The following is a 24,012-nucleotide window of genomic DNA, read 5'->3' as shown; positions in this document are numbered from 1 at the left end:
GCTTCGCAGGCCCCTCACTCCCCTCACTCCCCGTACCGCGGATGCATCAGCGTCGACGGCCGCAGCCCCGCCTCGCGGCTGCGCTCGGCCGACCGCCCGGCCGCCGTCAGGCCCTCGCGGTCGAGGGAGAGCAGAGGGGGCCGCGCCGGGGGGAGCTGCAGCGGCAGCGGCTCCCGGGCAGCGAGCAGGAAGCTCCAGTCCTCGTCCTTGCCGCTGCGCGCAGGGACGCGGTCCGGGCCGCCGGGGAAGCCGTTGCCCTCGACCCGGTAGGCCCTGCTGTACAGCCCGAGCGAGCGGATCGTCGCATCGACCGTCCAGAAGACGCGGGGGCGGGAGCCGAGCGTGCCGGCGTGGACGGCGAGCCGCCCGCCGGGGGCCAGCCACCGCTCCACCAGGCCGTAGAACTCCTGGGAGTAGAGCTTGGTGCTGGGGGTGATGCCGGGGTCGGGGAGGTCGGAGACGATCACGTCGAAGGAGGCCTCGCCGGGCGGGAGGGAGCGCAGCCACTCGAAGGCGTCGCCCGTGACGAGCCGCACCCGCGGATCGCGGTAGGCGGCGTGGTTGAGGGCGACGAGGTCGGGATCGGTGCGGGCCAGGCGCAGCACCGTCGCATCGACTTCCACGACGGTCACCGAGGCGACGTCCCCGTAGCGCAGCATCTCGCGGACGGCGAGGCCGTCGCCGCCGCCGAGGACGAGGATCCTGCCGTGCGGGCCGTGCATCGCGGGGTGGACGAGGGCTTCGTGGTAGCGGAATTCGTCGTCGCTGTTGACCCTGAGGCGGCCGTCGAGGAAGAGGGAGAGCGGTTTGCCGCTCGCGCCGCCGCCGGTGAGGACGACCTCCTGGACCCCGGACTGGACGGCCACGCGGACGTCGCCGCCGTAGACGGCGTGGCGCGCGGCCCGCTCGAAGGGGCCGCTGAGGGCCGAGCAGGTGGCGAGGAGCGTGAGGACGAGGCCGTTGGCGGCGACGAGCGCCCAGCGGGTGCGGACGCTCAGGTCGCCGCGGAAGAGCCACAGGACGAGGGCGCCGCCCGCGACGGCGTTGACGCCGCCGGTCAGCAGGGCGCCCGTCAACTGCCCGAGCACGGGCAGGAGGAGGAAGGGGAAGGCCAGGCCGCCGACGAGGGCGCCCACGTAGTCGGCGGCGAAGAGGTCGGCCACGGCGCCGCCCGCGTCCTGGCGGCGGATGCGCTGGATGAGGGTCATCAGCAGGGGCACTTCGGCGCCGATGAGCACGCCGATGGCGAGGGAGAAGCCGACCAGGGCCGGCCGCGCCTGACCGAACCAGGCGAAGCAGGCGTAGAGCGCCATGGCCGACAGGCCGCCTATGAGTGCCAGCGCGGCCTCGACGGCGGCGAAGCCCAGGGCGGCGCGCCTGCGCAGGCGCTTGGCGAGCAGCGAGCCGATGCCCATCGCGAAGACCATGACGGACAGCACGACGGACGCCTGGGTGACGGAGTCGCCGATGAGATACGAGGCCAGCGCGACCAGCTCCAGCTCGTACACCAGCCCGCAGGCGGCGCAGACGAAGACGGTGGTCAGCACCACGAAGCGGCCGAGCCCGGCCGTCACCGGCAGCCGCGCCGGTACCGGGCGGTAGATCATGTTGCGAACGCTACGTTACGAAACGGCAACCCTTTGTCACCCACAAGGGTCTATTACGAGAGAGCCGCCGCCGTCCGTGCCCCCACTCTCGTCCGCGTCGCGACCAGCCGCCCCTCCTGGGGATAGGCGTGCCAGGTGCGCCAGCTGACCTGGCCGTCGCACCGCTGCGCGAGCAGCGCGGTGAAGGCGTGCGGGCTGCCCGGGAAGGTGCCGGCCAGGCCGTAGGGGTGTTCCGCGACCAGGGCGAGGAGCTCCTGCGCACGGCCCGCGAAGGAGCCCTGCGAGAGCGTTTCTATCCGGGCCGCGAACTCGTACTCCCAGGCCCCGATGCGCTTGGCGACCCCCAGCGGCAGCGGGGTGGCGCTGCCCGGCAGGCAGGCGACCGTCTCCGAGCAGACGCCGTCGTCCTCCTCCAGCAGGACCTGGTGGGAGGCGCCCAGCAGACGCAGCTGCACCTGGGAGCCGGCGAGCTGCAGATCGAGCACGGCCAGCGCCGGGAGGGGGTCCTTGCCCAGGCACCAGGCGAGGTCGGCGGCACGGGTGTCGGTGTAGGTGGTCTTGAGGGTGGTGAGCATGGGTCGGCTCCGCAAGCACGCAGTGGAGGGTGGGCCGGCCCGCCGGGGAGGACCAGAGTCTTCGGACGAGGACCAGAGTCTTCGAGTGCGCCGGCTCATGCCCACATATGAGCTGTTTCCGTGGGTCCGGGGACGGTGATTACGGGATTCCCCGCAGCCTCCGACGGAGCCTGCCGGGGAGTCGTCGTCCCGACACGTGTCCCTGAATGAGAGGGAATCATGAAATGAGCAGCGCCCACAGCGTTTTTACCCATCTCATCGTGCTTTCCATCCACGCGAGGGCCGAGCAGTTCAACTGTTCAGAATCTTTGCGGTCCGGCGGGCTCGGCAGAACCCGCCGGATGCATATGCGATCAAGCATGGGACGGCCGCAAATCCGCGGGCCGGGCGGGTTCAGGCCGCGTTCACCAGCTTCTCCACGGCCGAAATCACCGAATCCTCACGCTTGCAGAACGAGAAACGCACGAGATAGGACGGCGCATCGGGGCGCAGATTGAAGGCGGCCGTGGGAATGGCCACCACCCCGGCGCGCGTCGGGAGTTCACGGCAGAATCGCACGCCGTCCGAGTACCCCCACGCGCGGATGTCCGCCTGGAGGAAATACCCCGCCTCCGCGCGATAGGGGCGCAATCCGGCGCTCGCCAGCCCCCGGCTCAGCAGGTCGCGATTGCGCTGCAGAGTGCGCCGTAGCTCCGCCGCCCACTCCTCCACGCCGCCCAGCATCCGCGCGAGCGCCTCCTGGTAGGGCGTGCCGGAGGCGTACGTGAGGAACTGCTTGGCGGCGCCGACCGCCCGGACGAGCTCCGCCGGCCCGCACACCCAGCCGACCTTCCAGCCGGTCACGTTGAACGTCTTGCCCGCCGACGAGATGGTCAGCGTACGCTCGCGCATCCCCTCCAGCGCGGCGATCGTCCCGTGCCGCACGCCGTCGTAGACGAGGTGCTCGTACACCTCGTCCGTCACCACCGTCAGCCCGTGCTCGCGGCACAGCGCCGCGATGACCCCGAGCTCCCGGGCGGTGAAGACCTTCCCCGTCGGATTGTGCGGGCTGTTGAGCATCAGCACGCGGGTGCGCGGGGTGACGGCGGCCCGCAGCGCGTCCGCGTCCAGCACGAAGGTGTCGCCCTGTTCGGCGAGCGGGACCCCGACGACCTTCGCGCCGGCGAAGCGGGCGCCCGCCGGATAGGCGTCGTAGCAGGGGTCGAAGGCCAGCACCTCGTCGCCCGGGTCGCACAGCGCGAGCAGCGCCGAGGCGAGGGCCTCCGTCGCCCCCGTCGTCACCAGCACCTCGTCCTGCGGGTCGTACTCCAGCCCGTAGCGCCGGGACTGGTGCGCCGCGACCGCCTCGCGCAGCACGGGGAAACCGGCGGCCGGCGGGTACTGGTTGCTGCCCGCCAGGACCGCCGCCGAGACCTCCTTCAGCAGGCCGGGCGGAGACGGCAGCTCCGGCACGCCCTGGCCGAGATTGACCGCCCCCGTGCGCCGCGCGAGCTCCGTCATCTCCGTGAAGACCGAGGTGCCGAGGCCCTGCACCCGGGCGGCCGGGCTCCAGTCCTTGTTCATGCGATCCCGCTTCCCTGTCGGTTCCTGAGCCGGCCTCACGATATGCAGGCGGGTGCACGCGGGCACAGGGCACGCCACGGGGGCCGCACCCGCTCACACCCGCCACAGCACACGGTGCGGCGCGGACCGCGCAGACACTCCGCGCTGCCCGCCGAGCGGGTGGAAGGCGCACCGCTTACGGGCGCTCCCGCTCGCGCGCGCGCGACGGGCGCCGCAAGGTCGAGGTGCCGACAAGGCCCAGTCACAGGTGCCGCCGAGGCCCGGTCACGGGTGCCGAGAAGGCCCAGAAGCCGAGGCCGAGAGGCCGAGGATGCCGGAGGTCCCCCCGTGTCAGCCGACACCGCCGTGCCCGTCCGGGCGCCGGAGCCGCGCCCCGCGTCCGGCAACGCCCGCGTCCGCCGTGCCGAGCGGGCGCGGGCCGCCCTGCGCAGGGCGGCGCCCGCCCTCGCGTTCTACGCGGCGGCCCGGCTGACCGGCATGGCGACGATGGCCGCCTGGGCCTGGTGGATCGGCCGCCACCCGCGCACGCTGCTCGGCCACTCCTGGGACGGCATCTGGTACGCCGGCATCGCCCGGCACGGCTACGGCCTGATCCTCCCCTCGCCCACCACCCGCGGCGTCGTCTTCAACGACCTCGCGTTCTTCCCGCTCTTCCCCGGCCTGGTGCGGGCCGTCTCCACCGTCACCCCGCTCAGCGTCGTCGGCGCGGGCCTGTTCGTCGCCTGGCTGTCGGCCGTGCTCGCCGCCTGGGGCATCTACGCGCTCGGCGAGCGCCTGTACGGGCGCACGACGGCGACGCTCCTCGTCGTGCTGTGGGGGCTGCTGCCGCACGCGATCGTGCAGTCCATGGCCTACACCGAGCCGCTGATGACCGCGTTCGCGGCGTGGGCGCTCTACGCGCTGATCACCGGACGGCCGCTGTGGGCCGGAGCGCTCTCCCTGCTCGCCGGGCTCTCCCGGCCCAACGGCATCGCGGTGGCCGCGGCCGTCGTCTGCGTCACCGCGCACACCCTGTGGCGGCAGCCGGAGGCCCGCAGGAACCCGCGGGTGTGGACGGGCGCCGCCCTCGCCCCGCTCGGCTGGACCGGCTACGTCGTCTGGGCCGGATACCGCTCCGGCAACGGCCTGTTCGGCTACTTCGAAGTGCAGCGGCTGTGGGGCTCGCGGTTCGACTTCGGGCGGGACGCGCTGCGGTTCGTCCGGCACCTGATCACCGGGCGGGACTCCATGGCCTACTACATGACCGTGGCCGTCATCGCCGTCGCGCTCGTCGCGCTGGCCCTGCTGCTCCTGGAGCCCCCGCGGCCGCACGCGGCGCTGCTGGTCTACACGCTCGTGCTCGTCGTCATCGCGGTCGGCGGATCGAGCTACTTCGCGTCCAAGCCGCGGTTCCTGATGCCGGCGTTCCCCCTGCTGCTCCCGGCGGCCCTGGCACTGACGCGCGCGCGGCGCCGCACCCTTCTGACGACGGTCACGGCCATGGCCGGGCTGTCGTTCTTCTACGGGACGTACCTGCTGACGGTGGCGCGGATGCCGATGTGAGGGCGGCGGTGCCGCGGGGCTGCGGCCGGCTCTGCACCGCCGGGCACCCCGGTGGGGGTCGCGCGCCGTCGCGGCGCAGCCCGGCGGTGCCGACCGGCGTCAGCCGAAGAACCCTCCGGCGTGGGGCGCCGCAAAAGCCACGGGCCCCCGCCGGGAGGCGATCACGCGGACGTGGGGTGCGGCGGCTCGTCGTCCGGCTTGTCGTCGCCCGACTCCGCGTCCGCCTCCAGGCCCAGCTGCTCGACGAGCCACTTGTCGAACTCGATGGACGCGCGGACCCAGCTGACCGTGCTGGAGACGAAGTGCTCCAGGGACACGCCCACGCCGATCAGCATCTGCGCCTCGCCGATCAGGCGGACCGTGCCGTCGTCGTTGGTGTGGGTGTAGACCTTCGGCCACAGCGTGCGGCGGTTCCAGTCGTCGACGGCCTCCAGCAGGCGGGCCTTCTCGTCGATGGCGTGCGGGCGGTCGTAGAACGTCCGCACGGAGAAGACCTGCTGCTCCTCCTCGCCCCGGAACATGAAGTACGTGCGGAACTGCTCCCACGGGGCGGCGAGGTCACCCTCGTCGTCCACGACGTACTTCAGCTCCATCTGGTCGAGGAGCTGCTTGACCAGGTCCTGGTCGGGGATGACGGGGCCGGTCGGGCCCGCCTCAGGCTGCGGTTCGGGCTGTCCCCCGAAATTCGGGATCGAGGACGGGTCGATGCTCACCGTGTTATTCCCTTCGTACGGTCTCACGCCATCCTCCCCCATCCCGGGCGGGGGCTGGCAACCCCCGCCCGGACGGATGTCACGGCGTCTTCGCGAGCTCCTCCGCCCCCACCGGGACCACCGTCAGCCCGTCACCGTCCGCGGCGATGCCGACCCGCACCGTGTCCCCGTCGTGGACCTCCCCGCCGAGGATGGCCTTGGCGAGCCGGTCGCCGATGGCCGTCTGGACCAGGCGGCGCAGCGGCCGGGCGCCGTAGGCGAGGTCGGGCGCGGCGCCGTCCGGGGCGGACGGGTCGTGGCCGAGGGTGGCGAGCCAGCGCATGGCCCCGGGCGTGACGTCGAGCACGAGCCGGCGGTCGGCGAGGCGGCGCTGGAGGTGGCCGATCTGGAGGGCGGCGATGCGCTCCAGCTGGTCCACGCCGAGGGGGTGGAAGACCACCAGGTCGTCGAGGCGGTTGAGGAACTCGGGCCGGAAGGAGGCCCGTACGGTCTCCAGGACCTTCTCCCGCTTCTGGTCCTCCTTGAGCAGGGGGTCCACCAGATAGGTGGATCCAAGGTTGGAGGTGAGGATGAGGATGGTGTTGCGGAAGTCGACGGTGCGGCCCTGGCCGTCGGTGAGGCGCCCGTCGTCCAGCACCTGCAGGAGGATGTCGAAGACCTCGTGGTGGGCCTTCTCGACCTCGTCCAGCAGGACGACGCTGTACGGGCGGCGGCGGACGGCCTCGGTGAGCTGCCCGCCCTCCTCGTAGCCGACGTAGCCGGGGGGCGCGCCGACCAGACGGGCGACCGAGTGCTTCTCGCTGTACTCGCTCATGTCGATGCGGACCATGGCCCGCTCGTCGTCGAAGAGGAAGTCGGCGAGGGCCTTGGCCAGCTCGGTCTTGCCGACGCCGGTCGGGCCGAGGAAGAGGAACGAGCCGGTCGGCCGGTCGGGGTCGGCGACGCCGGCGCGCGAGCGGCGCACCGCGTCGGAGACGGCCTGCACGGCCTCGGCCTGGCCGATGAGCCGCTTGCCCAGCTCCTCCTCCATGCGCAGCAGCTTCTGCGATTCGCCCTCCAGCAGACGGCCGGCCGGGATGCCGGTCCAGGAGGCGACGACGTCGGCGATGTCGTCCGGGCCGACCTCCTCCTTGACCATGAGGTCCTTCGCGGCGGCATCCTGCTCGGCCTCCGCCTCGGCCTCGGCCGCCGCCTCCAGCTCGCGCTCCAGGCCGGGGATCTCCCCGTAGAGCAGCTTGGAGGCGGTGTCGAAGTCGCCGTCGCGCTGGGCGCGCTCCGCCTGGCCGCGCAGCTCGTCCAGGCGCTCCTTGAGCTCGCCCACCCGGTTCAGGGACTGCTTCTCGCGCTCCCAGCGGGCGGTCAGGCCGCGCAGCTCCTCCTCCTTGTCGGCGAGGTCGCGGCGCAGCTTCTCCAGGCGCTGCTTGCTGGCCTCGTCCGACTCCTTGGACAGGGCGAGCTCCTCCATCTTCAGCCGGTCCACGGCGCGCTGGAGCTCGTCGATCTCGACGGGCGAGGAGTCGATCTCCATGCGCAGCCGGGAGGCCGCCTCGTCGACGAGGTCGATGGCCTTGTCGGGCAGGAAGCGGGAGGTGATGTAGCGGTCGGAGAGGGTGGCGGCGGCGACCAGGGCGGAGTCGGCGATCTGGACCTTGTGGTGGGCCTCGTAGCGGCCCTTCAGCCCGCGCAGGATCGCGATCGAGTCCTCGACGGAGGGCTCGGCGACCAGCACCTGCTGGAAGCGGCGCTCCAGGGCCGGGTCCTTCTCGATCCGCTCGCGGTACTCGTCCAGCGTCGTCGCGCCGACCATGCGCAGCTCGCCACGGGCCAGCATGGGCTTGAGCATGTTGCCCGCGTCCATGGCGGAGTCGCCGCCGGCGCCGGCCCCCACGACGGTGTGCAGCTCGTCGATGAAGGTGATGATCTGGCCCTCGCTGGCCTTGATCTCGGCCAGGACGGTCTTCAGCCGCTCCTCGAACTCGCCCCGGTACTTCGCGCCGGCCACCATCGCGCCCAGGTCGAGGGAGACCAGGCGCTTGTTGCGCAGCGACTCGGGGACGTCGCCCTTCACTATCCGCTGCGCGAGGCCCTCGACGACGGCCGTCTTGCCGACGCCGGGCTCGCCGATGAGGACGGGGTTGTTCTTCGTACGGCGCGAGAGGACCTGCACCACGCGGCGGATCTCGGTGTCCCGCCCGATGACGGGGTCGAGCCGGCCCTCGCGGGCGGCCGCGGTCAGATCCGCACCGAACTTCTCCAGGGCCTTGTACGTGCCCTCCGGATCGGCAGTGGTCACTCGCTGCCCGCCCCTCGCGGTCTCGAACGCATCCAGCAGACGCCGTGCGGAGGCGCCCTGCTGATCCAGCAGCTCGCCGGTGCGGCCGCCCTTGGCGGCGAGGCCGATCAGCAGGTGCTCGGTGGAAATGTAGGTGTCGCCCAGCTCGCGGGCGCGCTGCGACGCGTCGGCGATGACGGCGAGCAGCTCGCGGCTGGGCTGCGGCGGCGCGACGGTCGCGCCCCGCACGCTCGGCTCCGCCGCCAGCAGCCGCTCGGCGCCCGACCGCAGCGCGGCGGCATCGGCCTCGACGGCGGCCAGCAGGTCCATGATGTTCTCGTTGTCCTGCCCGGCGAGCAGCGCCAGCAGCAGGTGCACGGGCGTCATATCGGCATGCCCGGCCGACACGGCCCGCTCACTGGCCCCGCTCAGCGCCTCCCGGCTCCTGTTGGTCAGCTCGGCATCCACGACGGTGCGCTCCTCCTTGTCTCGGCGGCCTTGTCCCGGTGGCCTTGCCTCGACGGCCAGCCACCCTGCCTAGGGCAACATGCGATAAGTTGAGCCTATTCCACTCAACCTTCGGCGCGCCAGCGCCACCGGGCACGGACCCGGCCGAATCCGGCCGGGCGGGCCCTTCCCGGACCACTACCCATGGTCCGCCCGGGAGGGGCGACGCGCCGCTCCGCGGCCGGACGGCTGCGGGGACACAGAGCCTCGCAGGGGTGTTCGGCGACCGCCCTTCCAGGCGCATGTTCCCGGACCTCTCACCGCCTCCGCGGCGGGCCGACAAGACTCATACCCGTGCAGAACGACATCCTGCTGGAGCTCTTCCTGGACCCGCTCGGGCCATAAAGGACTGACCATGCCGGGGGCAGCCGGCAGCCCGCCGGACCACGTGATCCCCGACGCCACGTTCGCGCCGCACGAGAAACGCCTCTTCCGGGGCGCCCCGTCCGCGGAGGGCTACGCCGAAAGCCGCTCCGTGGCGTACGGGAGACTCCTCCCCCTTCCCCCTCCCTTCGCCTTCGACCTGGAGACGTCCGAGCTCGCCTGAGCGGCACACAGGCGCGCGACTACGCTTCCCGTATGGCCCACGATCTGCGCAATCTCGACGCCGCCTATGTCGACTTCTGGCGGGAGCGGCACATCTGCACCCTCACCACCACGCGCCCCGACGGCAGCCCGCACCTCGTGCCCGTCGGCGTGACCTTCGACCACGAGGCCGGGATCGCGCGGGTGATCACCAACAAGAACAGCCGCAAGGTCGCCAACATCCTCGCCGCCGGGCCCGACGGTGCACGGGTCGCGGTGTGCCAGATCGGCGAGCGGAAGTGGGCCACGCTGGAGGGGCGCGCCGTCGTCCGCACGGAGGCCGACGCGATCGCCGACGCCGTCAACCGCTACGCCGAGCGGTACGGGCGGATGCCCTCGCCCAACCCCGACCGCGTCCTCGTCGAGATCACCGTCACGAAGGCGCTGGGGCTGGTGGCGTCCGGCGGTGCGTGACCGGGGAGGCCTGCCTCTCGGAGACGACCATCGAGTGCAACGTGTTCGGCGTCGGCGGCATCATGGGGAGGACCCGGACGGCCCGCACTCCCCGGAGGTGCCGCCCCCGCTACGGGCGTCGCACCTCGTACTGGAAGCACCCGTACTCCAGCGCCCGTACGTGCACCAGCGCCACCTCCGGATCGGCGAACGCCTCCTCGAATGCCCGCTCGAAGCCGGGCTCCGCGTCCTCGGGGATCTCGAAGAGGCGGCCCCCCACGATGTGCCCCTCCGCGTTGTAGCGGCGGATCGTACGCAGCGCCCCCGGCCGGGCGAAGGGCTGACGCCCGGCCTCCTGCGGCCCCCCGCACTCCTCGGCGTGGATGAACACCGGCCCCACCTCTTCGTACGCCCCGGGCGCGGCGCCCGTCGCCGTGGCCCAGCGGCGCAGTGGCGCGTAGGAGACGAGTGCGACCCGCTCGCCCGGCTCGATGGACCGCAGGCAGCAGCGCAGCGGGCTGCCCACGCACTCCAGGGGCACGCCGTCCTCGCGTGCGGTGTACGGCTGCAGCGGCCGCCCGGAGTCGTCGACGGCCCGGAGCTCGTCGAGTGCGGCGGCGGGGATGGGGAGGGGGGTGAATGCAGTCATGCGTCCAGCGTCCGCGGCCCGCGCCGACGCCGCTGGCGGAATTCGGCCGCGGAGCCAACGCCGCGGCGTTAAAACGGCGCAACTGACCACATCCCCCGGGTAATCCCGCCCTGATCGCCGCATACGCTCCATACGTGGACGTCAACGAATACCGGATCGTCGTCAGCAAGGCCGAGTGGGTGGGGATGGCCCTCATGACCCTCTGCGGCATCCTCTGCCTGCTCTGGGTGACCTTCGGCCTCGGCTGGGCGCACTACCTCGGCCACTGGGACGGCAGCGTCCGTCAGGGCAGCGTCGCCAACTACCCGAGCCCCGACCTCATGCTCGCCTTCGGGATCCTGATGCTCAGCCTCACCCCCTTCTCCGCCCTCGCCTTCGTCTGGCGCACCTGGACCACGCCCGACGGCGTCCGCACCCGCGGCATCTTCCGCCGCCGCTTCATCCCCTGGCAGGACATCGCCTCCGTCGACGTCACCAAGCACGGCGGCTACAGCCCGCACCCCTACTACCACCTGCAGGTCCGGCTCCGCAGTGGCCGGCGGCTGTGCCTCCCCGGCCTCCAGGACCGCTTCGAGGACACCCTCACCGCGCCCCGCACCGAGATCGTCTCCCGCTGGAAGGCCGCGCACGTCGCCGCCGAGTGGCAGGAGGCTTCATGACCGCCCCGCTCCCCCGCACCATCCGGGCCGTCAGCACGGAGCGGCTCCTGCTCCTGGAGGAGGAGGCCGCGGCGCTCGGCTTCAGCCAGCGGCTGCCCGTCGAGTGGGTACGCGAACACGCCGCGGCGTCGGCGACGCACCACCTGTTCCCCCTGTTCGTCCACGAGCTCCGGCACCGGCCCGAGGTGTCGCCCCAGTGGCGGTGTCACCTGCTGCTCACCGTCGTGACCGGGGAGGAGATCGTGAGCCTGCTCGACGTCCGGCCGGAGTCGTTCCAGGCCCTGCCGGAGACCCTGGACCCCGCGGCCAAGACGGACGTCCACCGCCGCATGCAACGCGCCCGCACTCAGAGCGCGTATCAGGTCGCGGAGTGACCCCGGAGGGGTCCTGGTGGCCCCGGAAGGGGTCGTAGCAACCGCCGCACTCGCAAATGCGATCGAGCGATCCGCGCCGTCGTCGACTTGGCGTTATCCGGACCTGTACGCCCGCCCGGCGCACCGCGATGGTGGGACAGTTCGCCCGCCGGCCCTGACGTTACGTCAGGTGCGCTGCCACACCGCGAGAGAGAGGGAGTCCTGCACATGCCTCTGATCCCGGTACGTCCTGGCATCTACAAGATCCACGCCCACATCATCGGCCCGACCTCCCTGGTGACGGCCACCGAGCACGCCCTCAAGCACGGCGCGCCCGTCATCACCGACCGCATGAACCCGCTCCCGATCGAGCAGGACTGGATCATCGAGCCCGTCGAGCCCATCCCGGGGTCGCCGTACGTGATCCACCTCGCCCATCACGAGGCGGCCGGCCTCGTGATCCCGGAGGGGAAGCTCTACGTCAACTCCGTCCCGCGCGGCGAGTGGGAGAAGTTCGTCTTCGAGCGGGTCATCGGCGGGGTCAAGATCCTGTCGGAGAAGCAGCAGCACGCCTGGCGCTCCGGCCACCGCGGTGCGCAGATCACGCTCGTCGAGCCGAAGCCGGAGTTCCAGGAGACCTTCACCCTGGAGTTCGTGAGCCCGCTCAACGAGGAGTAGGACCGATTACGCGCGGGGCGGCCGGGCCTGTCCGCCCGGCCGCCCCGCCGCCCTGTCACTCACCCGCACGCCGTCGCTCACCCGCACGCCGCGATGATCTCCTCCATGTCCTCCACCGCCGCGTGGACGCCCTCGGTGAGCATCACGCCCGCCGGGTTCAGCATGATCTCGTCGACGCCGCTGCCGCGGTACTCGGCCAGGCGCTCCGCTATCTCCTGCGGGGTGCCGGTGACGACCACGGAGTGGTCCAGGAGGGCCGTGGCCGTTGCGGAAGCGTCCGCCGGGCCGGCCGGGCCGACAGAGCCGACAGGGACGCCCGCGCGGCGGAGCATGTCGGCGTAGTGCGGGCCCTTGAGGTGTTCGCCGGCTCCGGCGAGGGCCGTGCGGCGGAGGTCGCGGCCGGGGCGGGCCACCGCGACGTGCACGGCCGTGGCGACGCGGGGACGCGCCGGGCGGCCCGCGGCGTCGGCGCCCTCCTGCAGCGCGGGGACGAGCACGTCCCGTACGTACGCGGGCGGCGTCATCCAGGTGATCGCGACGTCGGCGACCTCCCCGGCGGTGCGGGCCATGCCCGGCCGCAGCACGCCCGCCCCGACCTCCACCGGCTCGTGGTCCAGCGGCAGCAGCCTCGCGTCGAGGTGGTGGTACGGCCCGTCGTGGTCGACGGCCTCGCCGTCCAGCAGGGCCCGTACGGAGGTGAGGTAGTCGCGGACGGCCGTGCGCGGGCTCTTGTACGGGCTGCCGGTCAGGGCGGCCACGAAGTCGGGGGTGCCGATGCCGAACCCGGCCACCACCGGCCGCCCGGTGAGCAGCGCCAGCGAACGGGCCTGGTGCGCCGCCTCGTACGGGTGGCGCAGCGGCATCACGCCGACGCTCGTCCCGACGGACACGTCGCCGTACCCGGCTCCGGCGAGGTACGCCAGCACCTGGTGCGGCTCGGCCTTGAAGGACTGGCACAGCCACAGGCGCCGGGCGCCGGAGCGCTGCACGAGCGCGGCGAAGGGGGCCACCAGCTCCGGGTGGTCCGGCTGGAGGGGGTAGAGGACCGCCGGGGGCGTGTTCCGGTCCGGGCTCGTGCTCACCGGGTCGTTCCTTCCTGATCATCGTCGATCGTGGCCGTCAGGGTGCGGGAAGGCTGCAGGAAGCCGGCCGCCGCTTCGGCCACTTGGGAATGGGTCACGGCGCCCAGCACCTCCGCGTACGCCGGCAGCCAGTCCACGTCCATGCCCCTCGCCGCGAATCCGGCGAGGGCGCTCGCCTCCTCCGCCCGCGTCGCGAGGGCGAAGCGGGTGAACCCGGCGGCGTAGCGGCGGACGCGCTCGGTCTCGCGGGGCGTGGGGCCGTCGTCGGCGAGTTCCCGCAGGACGTCCGTGACCTCGGCCGCCATGCGGTCCGCCGTGCCCGGGGCGCCCGCGCACTCGATCTCCAGCCAGCTGCCCGCGGCGTTCTCGCGGAGGTCGGCGGAGACGGCGTAGGCCAGCGCGTGCCGCTCGCGCAGCCGCTGCGTGAGCCGGGAGGAGGAGTGGCCGCCGAGGACGAGCCGGGCGAGGTGGAGGGCGGCGTGGCCGGGGTCGGCGGACGGCACGGCCGGGCCTGCCGTCAGGAGGAGGGCCTGCCCGGCGCCGGGGTGGTGCAGGGCCAGCCGGCCGGGCGCGGGCTCCGCGCGCCGGAAGGGCGGCAGGGCCAGGCCGGACGGGCCGCCGGCCCACGGGCCGAGGTGCTCGGTGACCAGCTGCAGGACGTGGCCGGGGGCCGCGCCCGTCATCACCAGGAGCACCGATCCCGCCGGGACCACGGCGCACCGGTGCAGGGCGTACAGCTCGTCCGCCGTCACCGGTGACGGGGGCGAGGGCTCGGCCGCCAGCGGGTGCGGGCCGAAGGCGTGGGTCAGGACGGCGCGGCGCAGGGCGGTGCGGGGGCCGGCCGGGCGCGCGGCCGGGGCGGCGGACGGGCCGGCGGAGGAGGGCAGGTCGCGGTAGGCCGGGCGGACGAGGAGGTCTCCCAGGAGTTCCAGCATCCCCTCCAGCCCCTCGGACAGCACGCTCGCCGACAGCAGCAGCTGCTCCACGGTGACGACCGTGGACAGTTCCGCGCCGAGGTCCGCCGTCCGGTCGGCGACGGCCTGCCGGTCGCGGGTCGTGCTGCCGGTGCCCAGGCGGGCGGCGAGCAGCTCGCGTACGGACGCCTCGCGCGGGTCCGACAGGGCGTACGGGACGACGAGCCGGATCTCGGCCAGGGGCGCGCCGGGGGCCTCGACGACGACCACTTGCAGGCCGTTGCCGAGCACGCTGCGGGCCGAGGGCCGCTTCACTGGGTGCCTCCTACGAGTTCGGTCACGCCGTACGGTGCGGTGAGGAGCCTGCGGGCGGCGGCAGCCACATCCGCCGGAGTCACGCGGGCCAGCTGCTCCGGCAGCGCGTCCGGACCGTTGCCCGGACCGCTGTCCCCGGGGAACAGCAGGGCGGCCCGGCCGTGGGCGACCGCCCGGGCCGTGAGGGAGTCCGCGTTGCGGTGGCAGTTCACCAGCAACGCGTTGACGGCGCGCCGGTGTTCGACGTCGGTGGGAGGGGTGTCCGCCGTCTCCCGCAGAACCTCCTGCCACGCGTCCACGGCTTCGCCGGTGCCGGTGCCGGGCGACCGCCCCAGCAGGACCATCGCCAGGTCGGGCGCGGCCGTCGCGAGCCACTGCCCGTAGTAGCCGCAGTGGATGCTCGCCGCCGTGAGCCGCTGCCGGGCGTCCGCGCGTACGGCACGGGAGAGCCGTCCGCGCCCCATCAGCTCGGCCAGCACCACGTGCGCGAGGTAGGCGTGCCGCTCGCGCACCGCGTCCGGGAGGGCGTGGGCGAGGGCGACGCCGGAGACGGCGTACGGGATGCCGCCCGCGGCCGCCGGTGCCGCGGTGGGCGTCGCGCCCCGACGGGCAGGCCCCGCGGGCACTCCCCCGAACAGCTCCCCCACCCGCTCCGCGACCCGCGCGGCGTCCACGTCCCCCACGACCGTCAGCGCCATCGCCCCGGCCGTGTAGTGCGCGCGGTGGAAGGCCACGGCCTCGGCGGCCGTGGCGTGGCGGAGCTCGGCGACCGTGCCGTAGGCGTCGCGGCTGCCGGGGTGGAGCGAGGCGTACGCCGTGTCCCACAGCCGGCCACCGCCGACCGCGCCCCGGATCTCCTCACCGATGATCTCCGTCTCGGTGCGGACGGCGGCGTCGGACGGGGCGAATTCCAGCAGGCGGCGCGCCTCGCCCTCCAGGATGCCGGGGAAGGCGTCCGCCGGGGCGACCGTGTGGAAGACGGTGTGGTCGCGGTGGGTCTCCGCGTTGCACATGCCGCCCGCGCCCTCGACGCGGCCGGCGTGGCCGTCCGGACCGCCGGCCGGATCGGCGTCCGGACCGGCGTCCGTTCCCCGGGGGAACATCAGGTGCTCCACGAGGTGGGCCATGCCGTGGCGGCCCGCGGGATCGTGGTCGCCGCCCGCGGCGACGGTGAGGGCGACGGCGACGAGCCCGCGGCCGGGCCCGGGATCGGGCTCGACCGTGAGGTGCAGGCCGTTGTCCAGCCGGTGGGCGAGGACGGCGGGGCGCACAGCGGGCAGGCCCTCGACCACCCGGCCCACAGCGGGCGGACCCCCGACCACCCGGCCCACAGCGGGCGGACCCCCGACCCCCCGACTCACAGCGGCCGGTAGACGGAGACGACCATCTTCCGGCTGTCGCCGCCGTCGAAGGGCTGCTTCTGCCAGCCCGCGTAACGGTCCGCGAGCTCCAGGCGGGCGAGGCCCGCCAGCAGGTCCAGCTCGCTGGGCCACAGGTACCGCATGACCGTGGTCGCGGACTTGGGCGCCTCCCCGTCGAGGAAGAGGGTGTTCTGCATCATCATGTTCTGCGAGGCGGGCAGCACGCCGACGGACTCGATCATGGCGCCGCGGGCGCCGATCGGGTACGTGTTCACCTCGTTCTTCTTCTGCACGTGGTAGTCGCTGGGGTCGAACGTCTCGATCACCACGTGCCCGCCCGGCGCGGTGTGCCGGGCGACGGCGTGGATGAGGGCGATCTGCTCGGCCGGGGTGACGGCGCAGCACAGGGCGTTGAACGGGGCGAGGACGACGTCGAAGGTGCGGCCGAGGTCGAGCGTGGCGAAGTCGCCGAGCACGGGGGTGATGCGCCCCTCGGGGTCCTTCTCGGCGAGGCGGGCGAGCATGCCCTCGGAGGCGTCGACGCCGTGGACGGCGAAGCCCTTGTCGGCGAGCGGAAGCGCCACGCGGCCGGTGCCGACGCCGAGTTCGAGGACGCTCGCGCCGGGCTCGGTGAGGGTGAGCAGGAAGTCGCCGATGTCCTCCAGGTCGGGGGTGCCCGGGTAGATGTCGTCGTAGACCTCGGCGAGGGCGTCGCTGTAGGCGGCGGTGATGGCGACGGCGAAGCCGCTCATGCCGGCCTCTGCGTCGTCGACCACTGCGGTGTCAGCGGTCACTGCGGTGTCGGTGGTCATGTCGGCTCAGCTCCCGGAGACGTGGTGGGCGGTGGAGGGCGAGGTCAGGTTGCGGTCGGGCCGCCACGGGTCGATGCCCGCCTCAAGGAAGGACCGCACGATGTGGTCCTCGCGGGTCCCGGCGGCCGCGTCCCGGCTCAGGGCGTGGTCGATGAGGGCGGTGGCCAGGGCGAAGGCCCGGTGCTGGCCGAAGCTCATGCCGTCCTGGCCGGGGCGCGGGTCCTCGGGGTCCCAGGACGCGGCCACGCCCGGTGCGAGCCGCTCGGTGAAGACGGAGGTCTCCGTGCCCTTCCCGGGGAGCTGCGCCACGGCCCGGACGACGGCCTGCTCGCCGGGTACGTGGTCGCCGTGCAGGTAGACGACGATGCCGTCGCGGCGCGGGTAGTCCTGCGGGTCGGAGAGGACCTTGGCGTGGTAGCGGGCCTCCGCCCGCTCCAGGGCGGTCAGGGCGGCACCCCACAGGACGACGGCGGCGTCCGCGTCGGCCGCGTGCAGGAAGATCCGGCGCACGGCGCCCGTGGGGCGGGGCAGCGCCCGCGAGCCCATGACGTAGAAGAAGCCGGGTGAGAGCGCGGGCCGTGCGGCTTCCAGGGAGAGCTCGACGGTCTGTCCCGGCTCGGGGGTGCCGGGGGTCAGCAGCCGGTCGGCGGGGACGCGGGCCGTGACCTCGGGGAGGCGGACGATCAGCCGGCCGCCGGAAGCGTCCCCCTCCGTGTCCCCGCGGAGCACCTCGATCAGCAGGCCGCGGGTGGGCGTGCGGTCGTGGGGGACGGCGGCGGCCAGGCGGCGCTCCAGGGCGGGGTCGCGCAGGCTCCGCCGCGGCGGCGTGTCCGTGTCGCGCGCCTTGCCGTCGCGGCCCGCGTGCAGCTCCTCGTAGAGCGCGTTGGTGAGGCGTCCGCGCAGGTCGCGCGGGCTGTCGGCGGAGAGGGTGCGCCCGGCGACGGTGGCCTGGCAGCCGTCGTCCCGGACCGAGACGGTCCCAAGGGCGGCGGCGAGCCCGGGGGCGAGGCCCCGCGCCGGGACAGTGTGGATGTCGGTGGTGAGGGTCATCGGGGGCTCCCGGAGGGCTGGGTGAATCCGAGGGTGGCGACGGCGCCCGCCGGGTTGAGCAGCAGCGTCCGGCCGATGCCCGCGGCGGCGCGGGCGACCGGGTTGAGGGTCGCGTGCAGCTCGGCCGTGGCGAGCAGCCGGTCGAACATGTGCCAGCCCGCGAAGGCCGCGGCCCGCTCGGCGAGCCCGGGGTCGGGGGCGTGCTGTTCGAGGTAGCCCTGCCAGAAGGCGGTGATCCGGGGGGTGTGGCGGCGCAGGCTCGCCGCGCCGCGCTCGATGATCTCGGCGTGGTCGAGGCCGAACCCGGCGGCGGGGCCGTCCTGTCCGGTGCCCGGGGCGAACACCTGGTAGGTGGCGTGGAAGAGCCACTCGCCGGCGAAGGCGCCGACGTCGCGGGCCGGGTCGGCGAGCCGGAACTCCTCCCAGTCGCAGAGGTAGAGCGTCCCGTCGTGCCGCAGGAACTGGTCGAACCGCAGGTCGCAGTGGGTGGGGGCGTGCGGTGCGGAGCGTTCGGCGGCGCGCAGGGCGTGCAGGGCGGCGATGACCTCGGCGTCGTCCTGCACCAGCCGCCAGGCGGCGATCTGGCCCATGCTGCGCTCCTGCACGGCGCTCCACGGGAGGGCTTCCAGCCAGGGCATGGGCGGGAGCGGCGCCTCCTCGGTGTCGACGGCGGGGAAGTCCGCATCCCCGTCGGCGAATGCGGGGACGTCCGTACCCCCGTCGGCGGCTGCAGGGGCGGCGGGGAGCGCGTGCAGTGCGCCGACGGCCCGCCCCGCCTCGCGGCAGAGCTCCTCGTCGAACTCGTCGTCGAGGGCGAGCTCGGAGCCCGAGCGGGCGCCGGGCAGCAGCCGGTAGACGCCGACGGCGGCCGTACGGTCCGAGCCGAGGTGGCCGGGCGTGCGCAGCGGCGAGCCGGCCGGCAGGTGCCGGGCGAGGCCTTCGAAGGCCAGGGCGCGCTCCAGCTGGGGGCTCCCGCCCTCGGGGATACGGGCCACGGTCTTCACGAACACCTGGTGTCCGCCGCTGGTGCGGCCGGCCCAGTTGTCGTTGCGGCCGCCGAAGGAGGTGAGGCCCTCGGTGGCGAGGCTGCCGAGGCCGAGCCGTTCGAGCAGGGCGTTCACCTCGGGGGACGCGTCGAGGTCGGTGGGCTGGAACCGCTGCAGCGTGGGCTGTTCGGCCGTGTCGGACGTGGTGGCCGTGTCGGACGTGGTGGTGGTCATGACGTTCCTCCGGGGACCGCCCGGCGGCCCTCCTCATCGATCAGCTCGGCAGTGAAGGCGATGTAGTCGCGCAGTTCGTCGCTCCAGTCGCAGTAGGAGGCGAAGTCCTGCATGTGGGTGACGACGCGCAGGACCGCGGCGCGGGCGACGGCCGCCGGATCCGGGCCGCCCGGGCCGTCCGGGTCTTCCGGGCCGCCCGAACCGCCCGGGTCGTCCGAGCCGTCCAGGCCGTAGCCGGCCAGCAGCACCTGCCGCAGGTCGGGCCCGCCGGTGGCGCCCGGCGGACCGGGTGCGTCCGACGGCCCCGGCGCCCCGTACCGCCCTGCGGACCAGGCGAGTTCGGCGAGGTCGCCGAGCAGCCAGCCGAGGTCGAGCGCAGGGCTCGCGGCGGCGAGGTCCTCCCCGGTGAGCAGCGCGGTCCGGCCCCGGTGCAGGGGCGGTACGAGCGCTCCGAGGGAGGCTCCGCCGTGGATCAGCGAGGCGACCGGCGGCGCGACGGCCTCCTCCCACCAGGCGCGGACCCGCTCCAGCCGGGCGGATCCCCACGCGGCGAGGGTCTCCTCGCGCAGGCGCGCGGCGCCGGGCAGGAGCCCGTCCGCGCCGTCGGCCCACGCGCGCATCCGCCGCAGGGCCTCCGGCGGTCCCGGCGGGGGGCCGGGCGGCAGCGGCGTGCCGTGCAGCGCGCGCAGGGAACGGCCCGCGGTGGCGAGCGCGTGCGCCGCCAACTGCCGGGCACCCGGGCGCGGGTCGGCCAGCCACGTGACCACGGATACCGCTCCCGGCGCACGGTGCAGCAGGCCGTCGCCGAAGGGGACGGGGGCGACGAGCAGTGCGGCGCCGGGCAGGTCGGACAGGTCGGGTACGGCCGCCGCCGCGGGTGCGGCGAGCGGGCCGGGGCGCAGCGCGCCCGGCCGGTGCCACCACACGAAGCCGCCGTGCGCCGAGCGGTGCACACGGGTGTGCTGGAGGCCGGTGACGTACTCGCCCACGAGCTCGCCGGCGTCGTCCGGAGGGGTCACGAGCGGGTCTCCGTCCGAAGCTCCGGTTGCGGTTGCAGTTGCGGTTGCGGATCCCGCTGCTGCTCCTGCTCCTGCTCCTGCTCCTGCTGCGTCAACTTCGCCTTGTACTCGGCGCAGAGCCTGAACAGCTCCGGCATGGGCGCCGCACCCCCGTCGTCCCGCTCGCCCGTGGTGGCGCTCTCCGCGGGGACGGTCGGGGCGACGACGACGCCGGGGCGGGCGCGCAGCGCCGCCAGATGGCCCTGGACCACCGGGCTGTGCTGAGCGCCCGGCGGGAGTGCGGGGGCCACTCCCACCACGGCCCGGGTGGTCTGGAGGGCCAGCAGCACGGGGGTGTCGGCGAGCCCCAGTGCGTACCGGCTCAGGAAGTGCACCGTGGCGGGGTGCACGAGGACGAGGTCGGCCCAGGCGGCGAGTTCGACGTGCGGGGCCTTGCCGGGCGGTGCGCTGTCCCAGTCGTCGGTGAAGACGTCCTGGCGGGAAAGGGCCGCGACGGCGTCGGGCGAGACGAAGCGGCGGGCGGAGCGGGTCAGTGCGACCCGTTTCTCCAGCGCCGGAAAGGAATCCTGCAGCCAGTTGATCCAGAAGGGCAGGAAGGAGACGCTGAGCGCTCCCGTGCCCACCACGAGGACGCGCCGGAATCCGGCGTCGGGAATTTCCATGGCACGGGCCTCCTTCGGCAGGCCTGGGGGCGGAAGAGAAGTTCTGGGGGCCGGGGGCCGGCCGGTGCGGCGTACGCGGCCGGCCGGCCCCCGCGGCTCACCGAGTGATCAGCACTTGCTCTCGATCGTGCGGGCGGTGAAGGAACCGATCGCCGCAGCGCACTGCTGCGAGGAGCGGGCGGTGATCAGGCCGGCGCGGATCGCCCACGGGATGGTGGGGCTGAACGCGGGGGCGGCGTCCTTGCCGTCGTACAGGCCCAGCTCCTCGGCGGAGGTGTAGGCGGTGTAGCCGTCGAACAGGTCCTTCTCGTTGACGTTCTGCATGATGAATGTCTCCACATTCTCAAAGTGGTTTCCGGGAGCGGGAGTTGGTGTCTTCCGACCCGGTGTCCGCTGCGGACAGGTAGATATTCACCCGGGTCGGCGAACCCCCGCTATTGCCACTAGCGGCCATGCCGCAAAAGGCATTGCCCGACCCGGCATTGCCCGACGCGGCATCACCCCCAACGGCATTGCCCCGCACGGCATTGCCGCACCCGGCAATGCCGTAACCGCCAATTTCGCGCGCCCGCGTAGGAGAGCTAGAACTACGAGGGTGAAATCACCTGAAGCGCACGACACCACGACCGCCCCGCGGCCTCCGCTGCGGGCCCTGCTCGCGTACGCGCGCCCGCATCGCCGCGTCCTCGCGCTGGTGCTGCTGCTGACTTTGGGAGGCAGCGCCGCCGGGCTGGCCCAGCCCATGGTCATCGAGGACGCGCTGACCGCGCTCATGACCGGCGGCAGCCTGCGGAACACGCTCCTGCTGCTGCTCGGGCTGCTCGCCGTCTCGATCGGGCTCACCTGGGCCCAGTCCTGGCTGAGCGAGCGGACGGCGGAGCGGGTGGTCCTGCACGTACGCCGGGGCCTGATCACCCGTCTGATCCGGCTGCGCACCGCCGAGCTGGACCGCGTGGAGCCCGGCGGCCTGACGACCCGCGTCACCTCCGACAGCACGCTGGTGCAGCACGCCGCCACCAACGGGCTGATCCAGCTCGTGGACGGCGGCATCCACCTGCTGGCCACCATCGTCCTGATGGGCATCACCAGCCTGCCGCTGCTCGGCATCACCTCGGGCGTGCTCATCGTGGCGGGCGTCTCCGTGGGCGTGGTCATGCCGCGGATCCGCCGGGTGACCACGCGCTCCCAGGAGTCGGTGGGCGACATCGGCGCCGCCCTCGACCGCGCCCTGGGCGCCGCCCGCACCGTGAAGGCCAACGGCGGGGAGGCGACGGAGACCGCACGGGCCGTGGCCGCCGCCGAGGACGCCTACCGCGCCGGCCTGGTCGGCGCCCGCTACCAGGCCATCATCGCGGTGCTGACGGGCATGGTCGTCCAGGCATCCTTCCTGGCCGTGATCGGCTTCGGCGGCGCCCTGGTCGCCACCGGGACGCTCGACCTGGCCGCGCTGATCGCCTTCCTGCTCTACCTGTTCAACCTCGGCGGGCCGATCCTCTCCCTCGTCGGCGGCACCACCTCGCTGCAGCAGGGCCTCGGCGCCCTCGCCCGCATCGAGGAGGTCACGCAGATGGAGACCGAGGACGACGTCGACACCGTGCCGGCCCGCCCCACGGGCCCGCCGCCCCGCGTCGTCCTCGACGACGTCACCTTCGCCTACCCGGGCCGGACCCCCGTCCTGGACGGCGTCGGCTTCACCGCCCCGGCCGGCAAGGTCACCGCCGTCATAGGCCCCTCGGGCACCGGCAAGACCACCGTGTTCTCCCTGCTCCAGCGCTTCTACGACGTGGACGGCGGCCGGATCCTGCTCGGCGACACGGACATCGCCACGCTCGGCCGGGCCGAGGTGCGCCGCCGCATCGCCTACGTCGAGCAGGACGCGCCCATGCTCGCCGGCACGATCCGCGAGAACCTGCTGTACGCGGCGCCCGACGCCACGGAGGAGCAGATCGCGGAGGTCCTGCGGCAGACGCTGCTCGACACGTACGTCGCGGGGCTGCCCGACGGGCTGGACACCGCCGTCGGCACCCGCGGCACCGCCCTCTCCGGAGGGCAGCGGCAGCGGCTGGCCATCGCCCGCGCCCTGCTGCGCCGCCCGCAGGTGCTGCTGCTCGACGAGGTCACCGCGCACCTCGACGGGCTGAGCGAGACGGCGCTGCGGCAGACCGTGGAGAAGGCCGCGGAGCACTGCACGGTGCTGCTCATCGCGCACCGGCTCTCCACCGTGACGTCCGCGGACCGGCTCGTCCTCCTGGAAGGCGGCCGCGTGCGTGACCATGGACGGCACGAGGAACTACTTGACCGGGACGAGCTCTACCGGGACCTGGCCGCCACTCAGCTCGCCGTCTCGCACTGACCCGTACCGGCCCGCACGACCGTCAGTACTGACCACACTGAAGGAGTACCCCCCACATGACGCACGCGACCGGCGGCAAGCCCGCTGCCTCCGAGGACGAGGCACCCGCCAAGGACGTGGTCCTCACCAAGGACGAGGCACCCGTCGAGGACGAGGCACCCACCGGCCCCGTCCAGGACGACCGCTTCGGCGAGATCACCGTCCTGCTGAACGACGAGGAGGGCTGGGTCGAGGTCCTGGGCGACGCCATACCCCCGGCCGCGCTGGACCGCGCCGCCGGGGCGGAGACCGACGCCCACGTCCCCATCGGCACCCGCAAGGGCGCGCACCTGACCATGACCGTCGACGGCGACCCCGTCCGCCTCGCGCCGGGCAAGGGCAAGCTGTCGCGACGCTCGTACGCCGTGGACGTCACCCGCGACGGCATCACGTACCGCCTGGTGCCGGACTCCATCGCCGGCAGCCGGCTGCTGAAGGACGGGAAGCACATCGGCGACTTCTCCTCCGACGGCGACGGCCGGGTGCTGGCCGAGTGGAAGGAGGGGGCGGACGTCTCCCCCGCCGACGCCTCCGTCGGCTACGCGCTCGCAGCGGCGTTCGGCACCGGCGGACAGCCGATGTGGATGATGGCCATCGAGGCCGCCGCCGAACTGATCCCGGGGTGAGCGCCACGCCCGGAGCATCACGAAGGCCCCGCCGGAGAGTCTCCGACGGGGCCTGTCCGTCTCTGTGTTCAGGTCGACTTCGTGCTCAGGTCTTCTCCGTACGGGGGTCTTCTCCGTACGGGCTACCGCGGGCTACGCAGCCACCCTGCCGCCCGTGCTGCACAGGCTCCTGATGTCCTCCGCGTAGACGTGCGACACGATCGCCGCCTCGAACCTGGACCGCAGGTCGAGCTTGCGCACGATGTTCGCGGTGTGGGCCCGTACGGTCCGCTCCGCAATCCCCAGCCGCCGTGCGAGGCGCCTGTTCTGTTCCCCCGAGGCCAGCAGGAGCAGGACCTCCACCTCGCGGTCGGTGAGCGTGGTGAAGTCGTGCTGTCCCTCGGCAATCGCTGATCTCATCCGGATTCCCCTCGTCGGTCTCAGCCTTCCGGCACGCTCCAGCCTGCCAAGGCGACGCGGGCCG

At 73.6% G+C, this 24,012-nt stretch carries 24 protein-coding genes; 8 read left to right on the top strand and 16 right to left on the bottom strand.

Features of this window, described 5'->3' with window-relative positions; all coding sequences use genetic code 11:
- Positions 1-23 precede the first annotated feature (23 nt).
- From AS857_RS35040 to AS857_RS35030, 3 genes are all read right to left on the bottom strand, one after another.
- On the bottom strand, positions 24-1,607 hold the full coding sequence (locus AS857_RS35040) for a polyamine aminopropyltransferase (RefSeq protein ID WP_058047505.1): 1,584 nt from the start codon (positions 1,605-1,607) through the stop codon (positions 24-26).
- Between the two features lie 53 nt (positions 1,608-1,660).
- Positions 1,661-2,182, bottom strand: coding sequence for a DUF2617 family protein (locus tag AS857_RS35035; RefSeq protein WP_058047504.1), 522 nt, complete (start codon positions 2,180-2,182; stop codon positions 1,661-1,663).
- A 393-nt stretch (positions 2,183-2,575) separates the two neighbouring features.
- Positions 2,576-3,745, bottom strand: coding sequence for an aminotransferase class I/II-fold pyridoxal phosphate-dependent enzyme (locus AS857_RS35030; RefSeq protein WP_058047503.1), 1,170 nt, complete (start codon positions 3,743-3,745; stop codon positions 2,576-2,578).
- A gap of 327 nt (positions 3,746-4,072) precedes the next feature.
- Between AS857_RS35030 and AS857_RS35025 the strand changes: the two genes are divergently transcribed.
- On the top strand, positions 4,073-5,287 hold the full coding sequence (locus AS857_RS35025; protein WP_058047502.1) for a hypothetical protein: 1,215 nt from the start codon (positions 4,073-4,075) through the stop codon (positions 5,285-5,287).
- Between the two features lie 161 nt (positions 5,288-5,448).
- Here AS857_RS35025 and AS857_RS35020 read toward each other — a convergent pair whose 3' ends face one another.
- Positions 5,449-6,000, bottom strand: coding sequence for a YbjN domain-containing protein (locus AS857_RS35020; protein ID WP_058047501.1), 552 nt, complete (start codon positions 5,998-6,000; stop codon positions 5,449-5,451).
- A gap of 79 nt (positions 6,001-6,079) precedes the next feature.
- Positions 6,080-8,740 carry an ATP-dependent chaperone ClpB gene (clpB, locus tag AS857_RS35015; protein ID WP_058047500.1) on the bottom strand — a complete coding sequence of 887 codons (2,661 nt, stop codon included), beginning with the start codon at positions 8,738-8,740 and terminating at the stop codon, positions 6,080-6,082.
- 394 nt (positions 8,741-9,134) lie between these two features.
- On the opposite strand from clpB, the gene AS857_RS35010 reads away from it, so the two are divergent.
- Both AS857_RS35010 and AS857_RS35005 read left to right on the top strand, forming a co-directional pair.
- Positions 9,135-9,326, top strand: coding sequence for a hypothetical protein (locus AS857_RS35010; RefSeq protein WP_058047499.1), 192 nt, complete (start codon positions 9,135-9,137; stop codon positions 9,324-9,326).
- Positions 9,327-9,358: 32 nt separating this feature from the next.
- The gene (locus tag AS857_RS35005; RefSeq protein ID WP_058047498.1) at positions 9,359-9,778 is read left to right on the top strand and encodes a pyridoxamine 5'-phosphate oxidase family protein; all 420 of its coding nucleotides are present in this window, start codon (positions 9,359-9,361) and stop codon (positions 9,776-9,778) included.
- A gap of 109 nt (positions 9,779-9,887) precedes the next feature.
- Here AS857_RS35005 and AS857_RS35000 read toward each other — a convergent pair whose 3' ends face one another.
- On the bottom strand, positions 9,888-10,406 hold the full coding sequence (locus AS857_RS35000; protein ID WP_058047497.1) for a DUF1203 domain-containing protein: 519 nt from the start codon (positions 10,404-10,406) through the stop codon (positions 9,888-9,890).
- 134 nt (positions 10,407-10,540) lie between these two features.
- On the opposite strand from AS857_RS35000, the gene AS857_RS34995 reads away from it, so the two are divergent.
- From AS857_RS34995 to AS857_RS34985, 3 genes are all read left to right on the top strand, one after another.
- The gene (locus AS857_RS34995) at positions 10,541-11,065 is read left to right on the top strand and encodes a PH domain-containing protein (RefSeq protein WP_058047496.1); all 525 of its coding nucleotides are present in this window, start codon (positions 10,541-10,543) and stop codon (positions 11,063-11,065) included.
- Positions 11,062-11,439, top strand: coding sequence for a hypothetical protein (locus tag AS857_RS34990; protein ID WP_058047495.1), 378 nt, complete (start codon positions 11,062-11,064; stop codon positions 11,437-11,439). The genes AS857_RS34995 and AS857_RS34990 overlap by 4 nt, the downstream gene beginning before the upstream one ends.
- 207 nt (positions 11,440-11,646) lie before the next feature.
- Positions 11,647-12,096: a hypothetical protein gene (locus AS857_RS34985; protein WP_058047494.1), complete on the top strand. Its 450-nt coding sequence runs from the start codon at positions 11,647-11,649 to the stop codon at positions 12,094-12,096.
- Between the two features lie 77 nt (positions 12,097-12,173).
- On the opposite strand, the gene lxmJ is transcribed toward AS857_RS34985, so the two are convergent.
- The 9 genes from lxmJ to lxmA all read right to left on the bottom strand — a co-directional run bounded on the left by lxmJ (position 12,174) and on the right by lxmA (position 20,855).
- Positions 12,174-13,178: a F420-dependent peptide dehydroalanine reductase LxmJ gene (lxmJ, locus tag AS857_RS34980; RefSeq protein WP_058047493.1), complete on the bottom strand. Its 1,005-nt coding sequence runs from the start codon at positions 13,176-13,178 to the stop codon at positions 12,174-12,176.
- On the bottom strand, positions 13,175-14,407 hold the full coding sequence (locus AS857_RS34975) for a M16 family metallopeptidase (RefSeq protein ID WP_058047492.1): 1,233 nt from the start codon (positions 14,405-14,407) through the stop codon (positions 13,175-13,177). Before AS857_RS34975 ends, lxmJ begins: the two co-directional genes overlap by 4 nt.
- Entirely contained in the window at positions 14,404-15,708 is a 1,305-nt protein-coding gene (locus AS857_RS34970; protein ID WP_058047491.1) for a M16 family metallopeptidase, read from the bottom strand. The genes AS857_RS34975 and AS857_RS34970 overlap by 4 nt, the downstream gene beginning before the upstream one ends.
- Positions 15,709-15,764: 56 nt before the next feature.
- Complete coding sequence (locus tag AS857_RS34965) at positions 15,765-16,580, bottom strand: class I SAM-dependent methyltransferase (RefSeq protein ID WP_058047490.1); 816 nt, start codon at positions 16,578-16,580, stop codon at positions 15,765-15,767.
- A 6-nt stretch (positions 16,581-16,586) separates the two neighbouring features.
- Entirely contained in the window at positions 16,587-17,630 is a 1,044-nt protein-coding gene (locus AS857_RS34960; protein ID WP_058047489.1) for a T3SS effector HopA1 family protein, read from the bottom strand.
- Entirely contained in the window at positions 17,627-18,850 is a 1,224-nt protein-coding gene (gene lxmK, locus AS857_RS34955) for a class V lanthionine synthetase subunit LxmK (protein WP_058047488.1), read from the bottom strand. The genes AS857_RS34960 and lxmK overlap by 4 nt, the downstream gene beginning before the upstream one ends.
- A complete protein-coding gene (locus tag AS857_RS34950) occupies positions 18,847-19,869 on the bottom strand; it encodes a hypothetical protein (RefSeq protein WP_058047487.1) in 1,023 nt (340 codons plus the stop codon). Before AS857_RS34950 ends, lxmK begins: the two co-directional genes overlap by 4 nt.
- Positions 19,866-20,531 (bottom strand): peptide terminal cysteine decarboxylase LxmD, encoded by a 666-nt coding sequence (gene lxmD, locus AS857_RS34945; protein ID WP_063804440.1) that lies wholly within the window; start codon positions 20,529-20,531, stop codon positions 19,866-19,868. Before lxmD ends, AS857_RS34950 begins: the two co-directional genes overlap by 4 nt.
- 108 nt (positions 20,532-20,639) lie before the next feature.
- Entirely contained in the window at positions 20,640-20,855 is a 216-nt protein-coding gene (lxmA, locus tag AS857_RS34940) for a lexapeptide family class V lantibiotic (RefSeq protein ID WP_058047571.1), read from the bottom strand.
- A gap of 271 nt (positions 20,856-21,126) precedes the next feature.
- On the opposite strand from lxmA, the gene AS857_RS34935 reads away from it, so the two are divergent.
- Positions 21,127-22,884 (top strand): ABC transporter ATP-binding protein, encoded by a 1,758-nt coding sequence (locus AS857_RS34935; protein ID WP_058047486.1) that lies wholly within the window; start codon positions 21,127-21,129, stop codon positions 22,882-22,884.
- Between the two features lie 56 nt (positions 22,885-22,940).
- Positions 22,941-23,549: a hypothetical protein gene (locus AS857_RS34930; RefSeq protein ID WP_245700773.1), complete on the top strand. Its 609-nt coding sequence runs from the start codon at positions 22,941-22,943 to the stop codon at positions 23,547-23,549.
- A 132-nt stretch (positions 23,550-23,681) separates the two neighbouring features.
- Here the strand turns inward: AS857_RS34930 and AS857_RS34925 are convergent, their stop codons facing one another.
- Complete coding sequence (locus AS857_RS34925; RefSeq protein WP_058047485.1) at positions 23,682-23,948, bottom strand: helix-turn-helix domain-containing protein; 267 nt, start codon at positions 23,946-23,948, stop codon at positions 23,682-23,684.
- Positions 23,949-24,012 lie beyond the last annotated feature (64 nt).

This window comes from Streptomyces roseifaciens, from assembly GCF_001445655.1.
Taxonomy (GTDB): domain Bacteria; phylum Actinomycetota; class Actinomycetes; order Streptomycetales; family Streptomycetaceae; genus Streptomyces; species Streptomyces aureoversilis.
The sequence above is the reverse complement of the archived record's forward strand: the minus strand, read 5'-3'. Positions and strand labels throughout refer to the sequence as shown.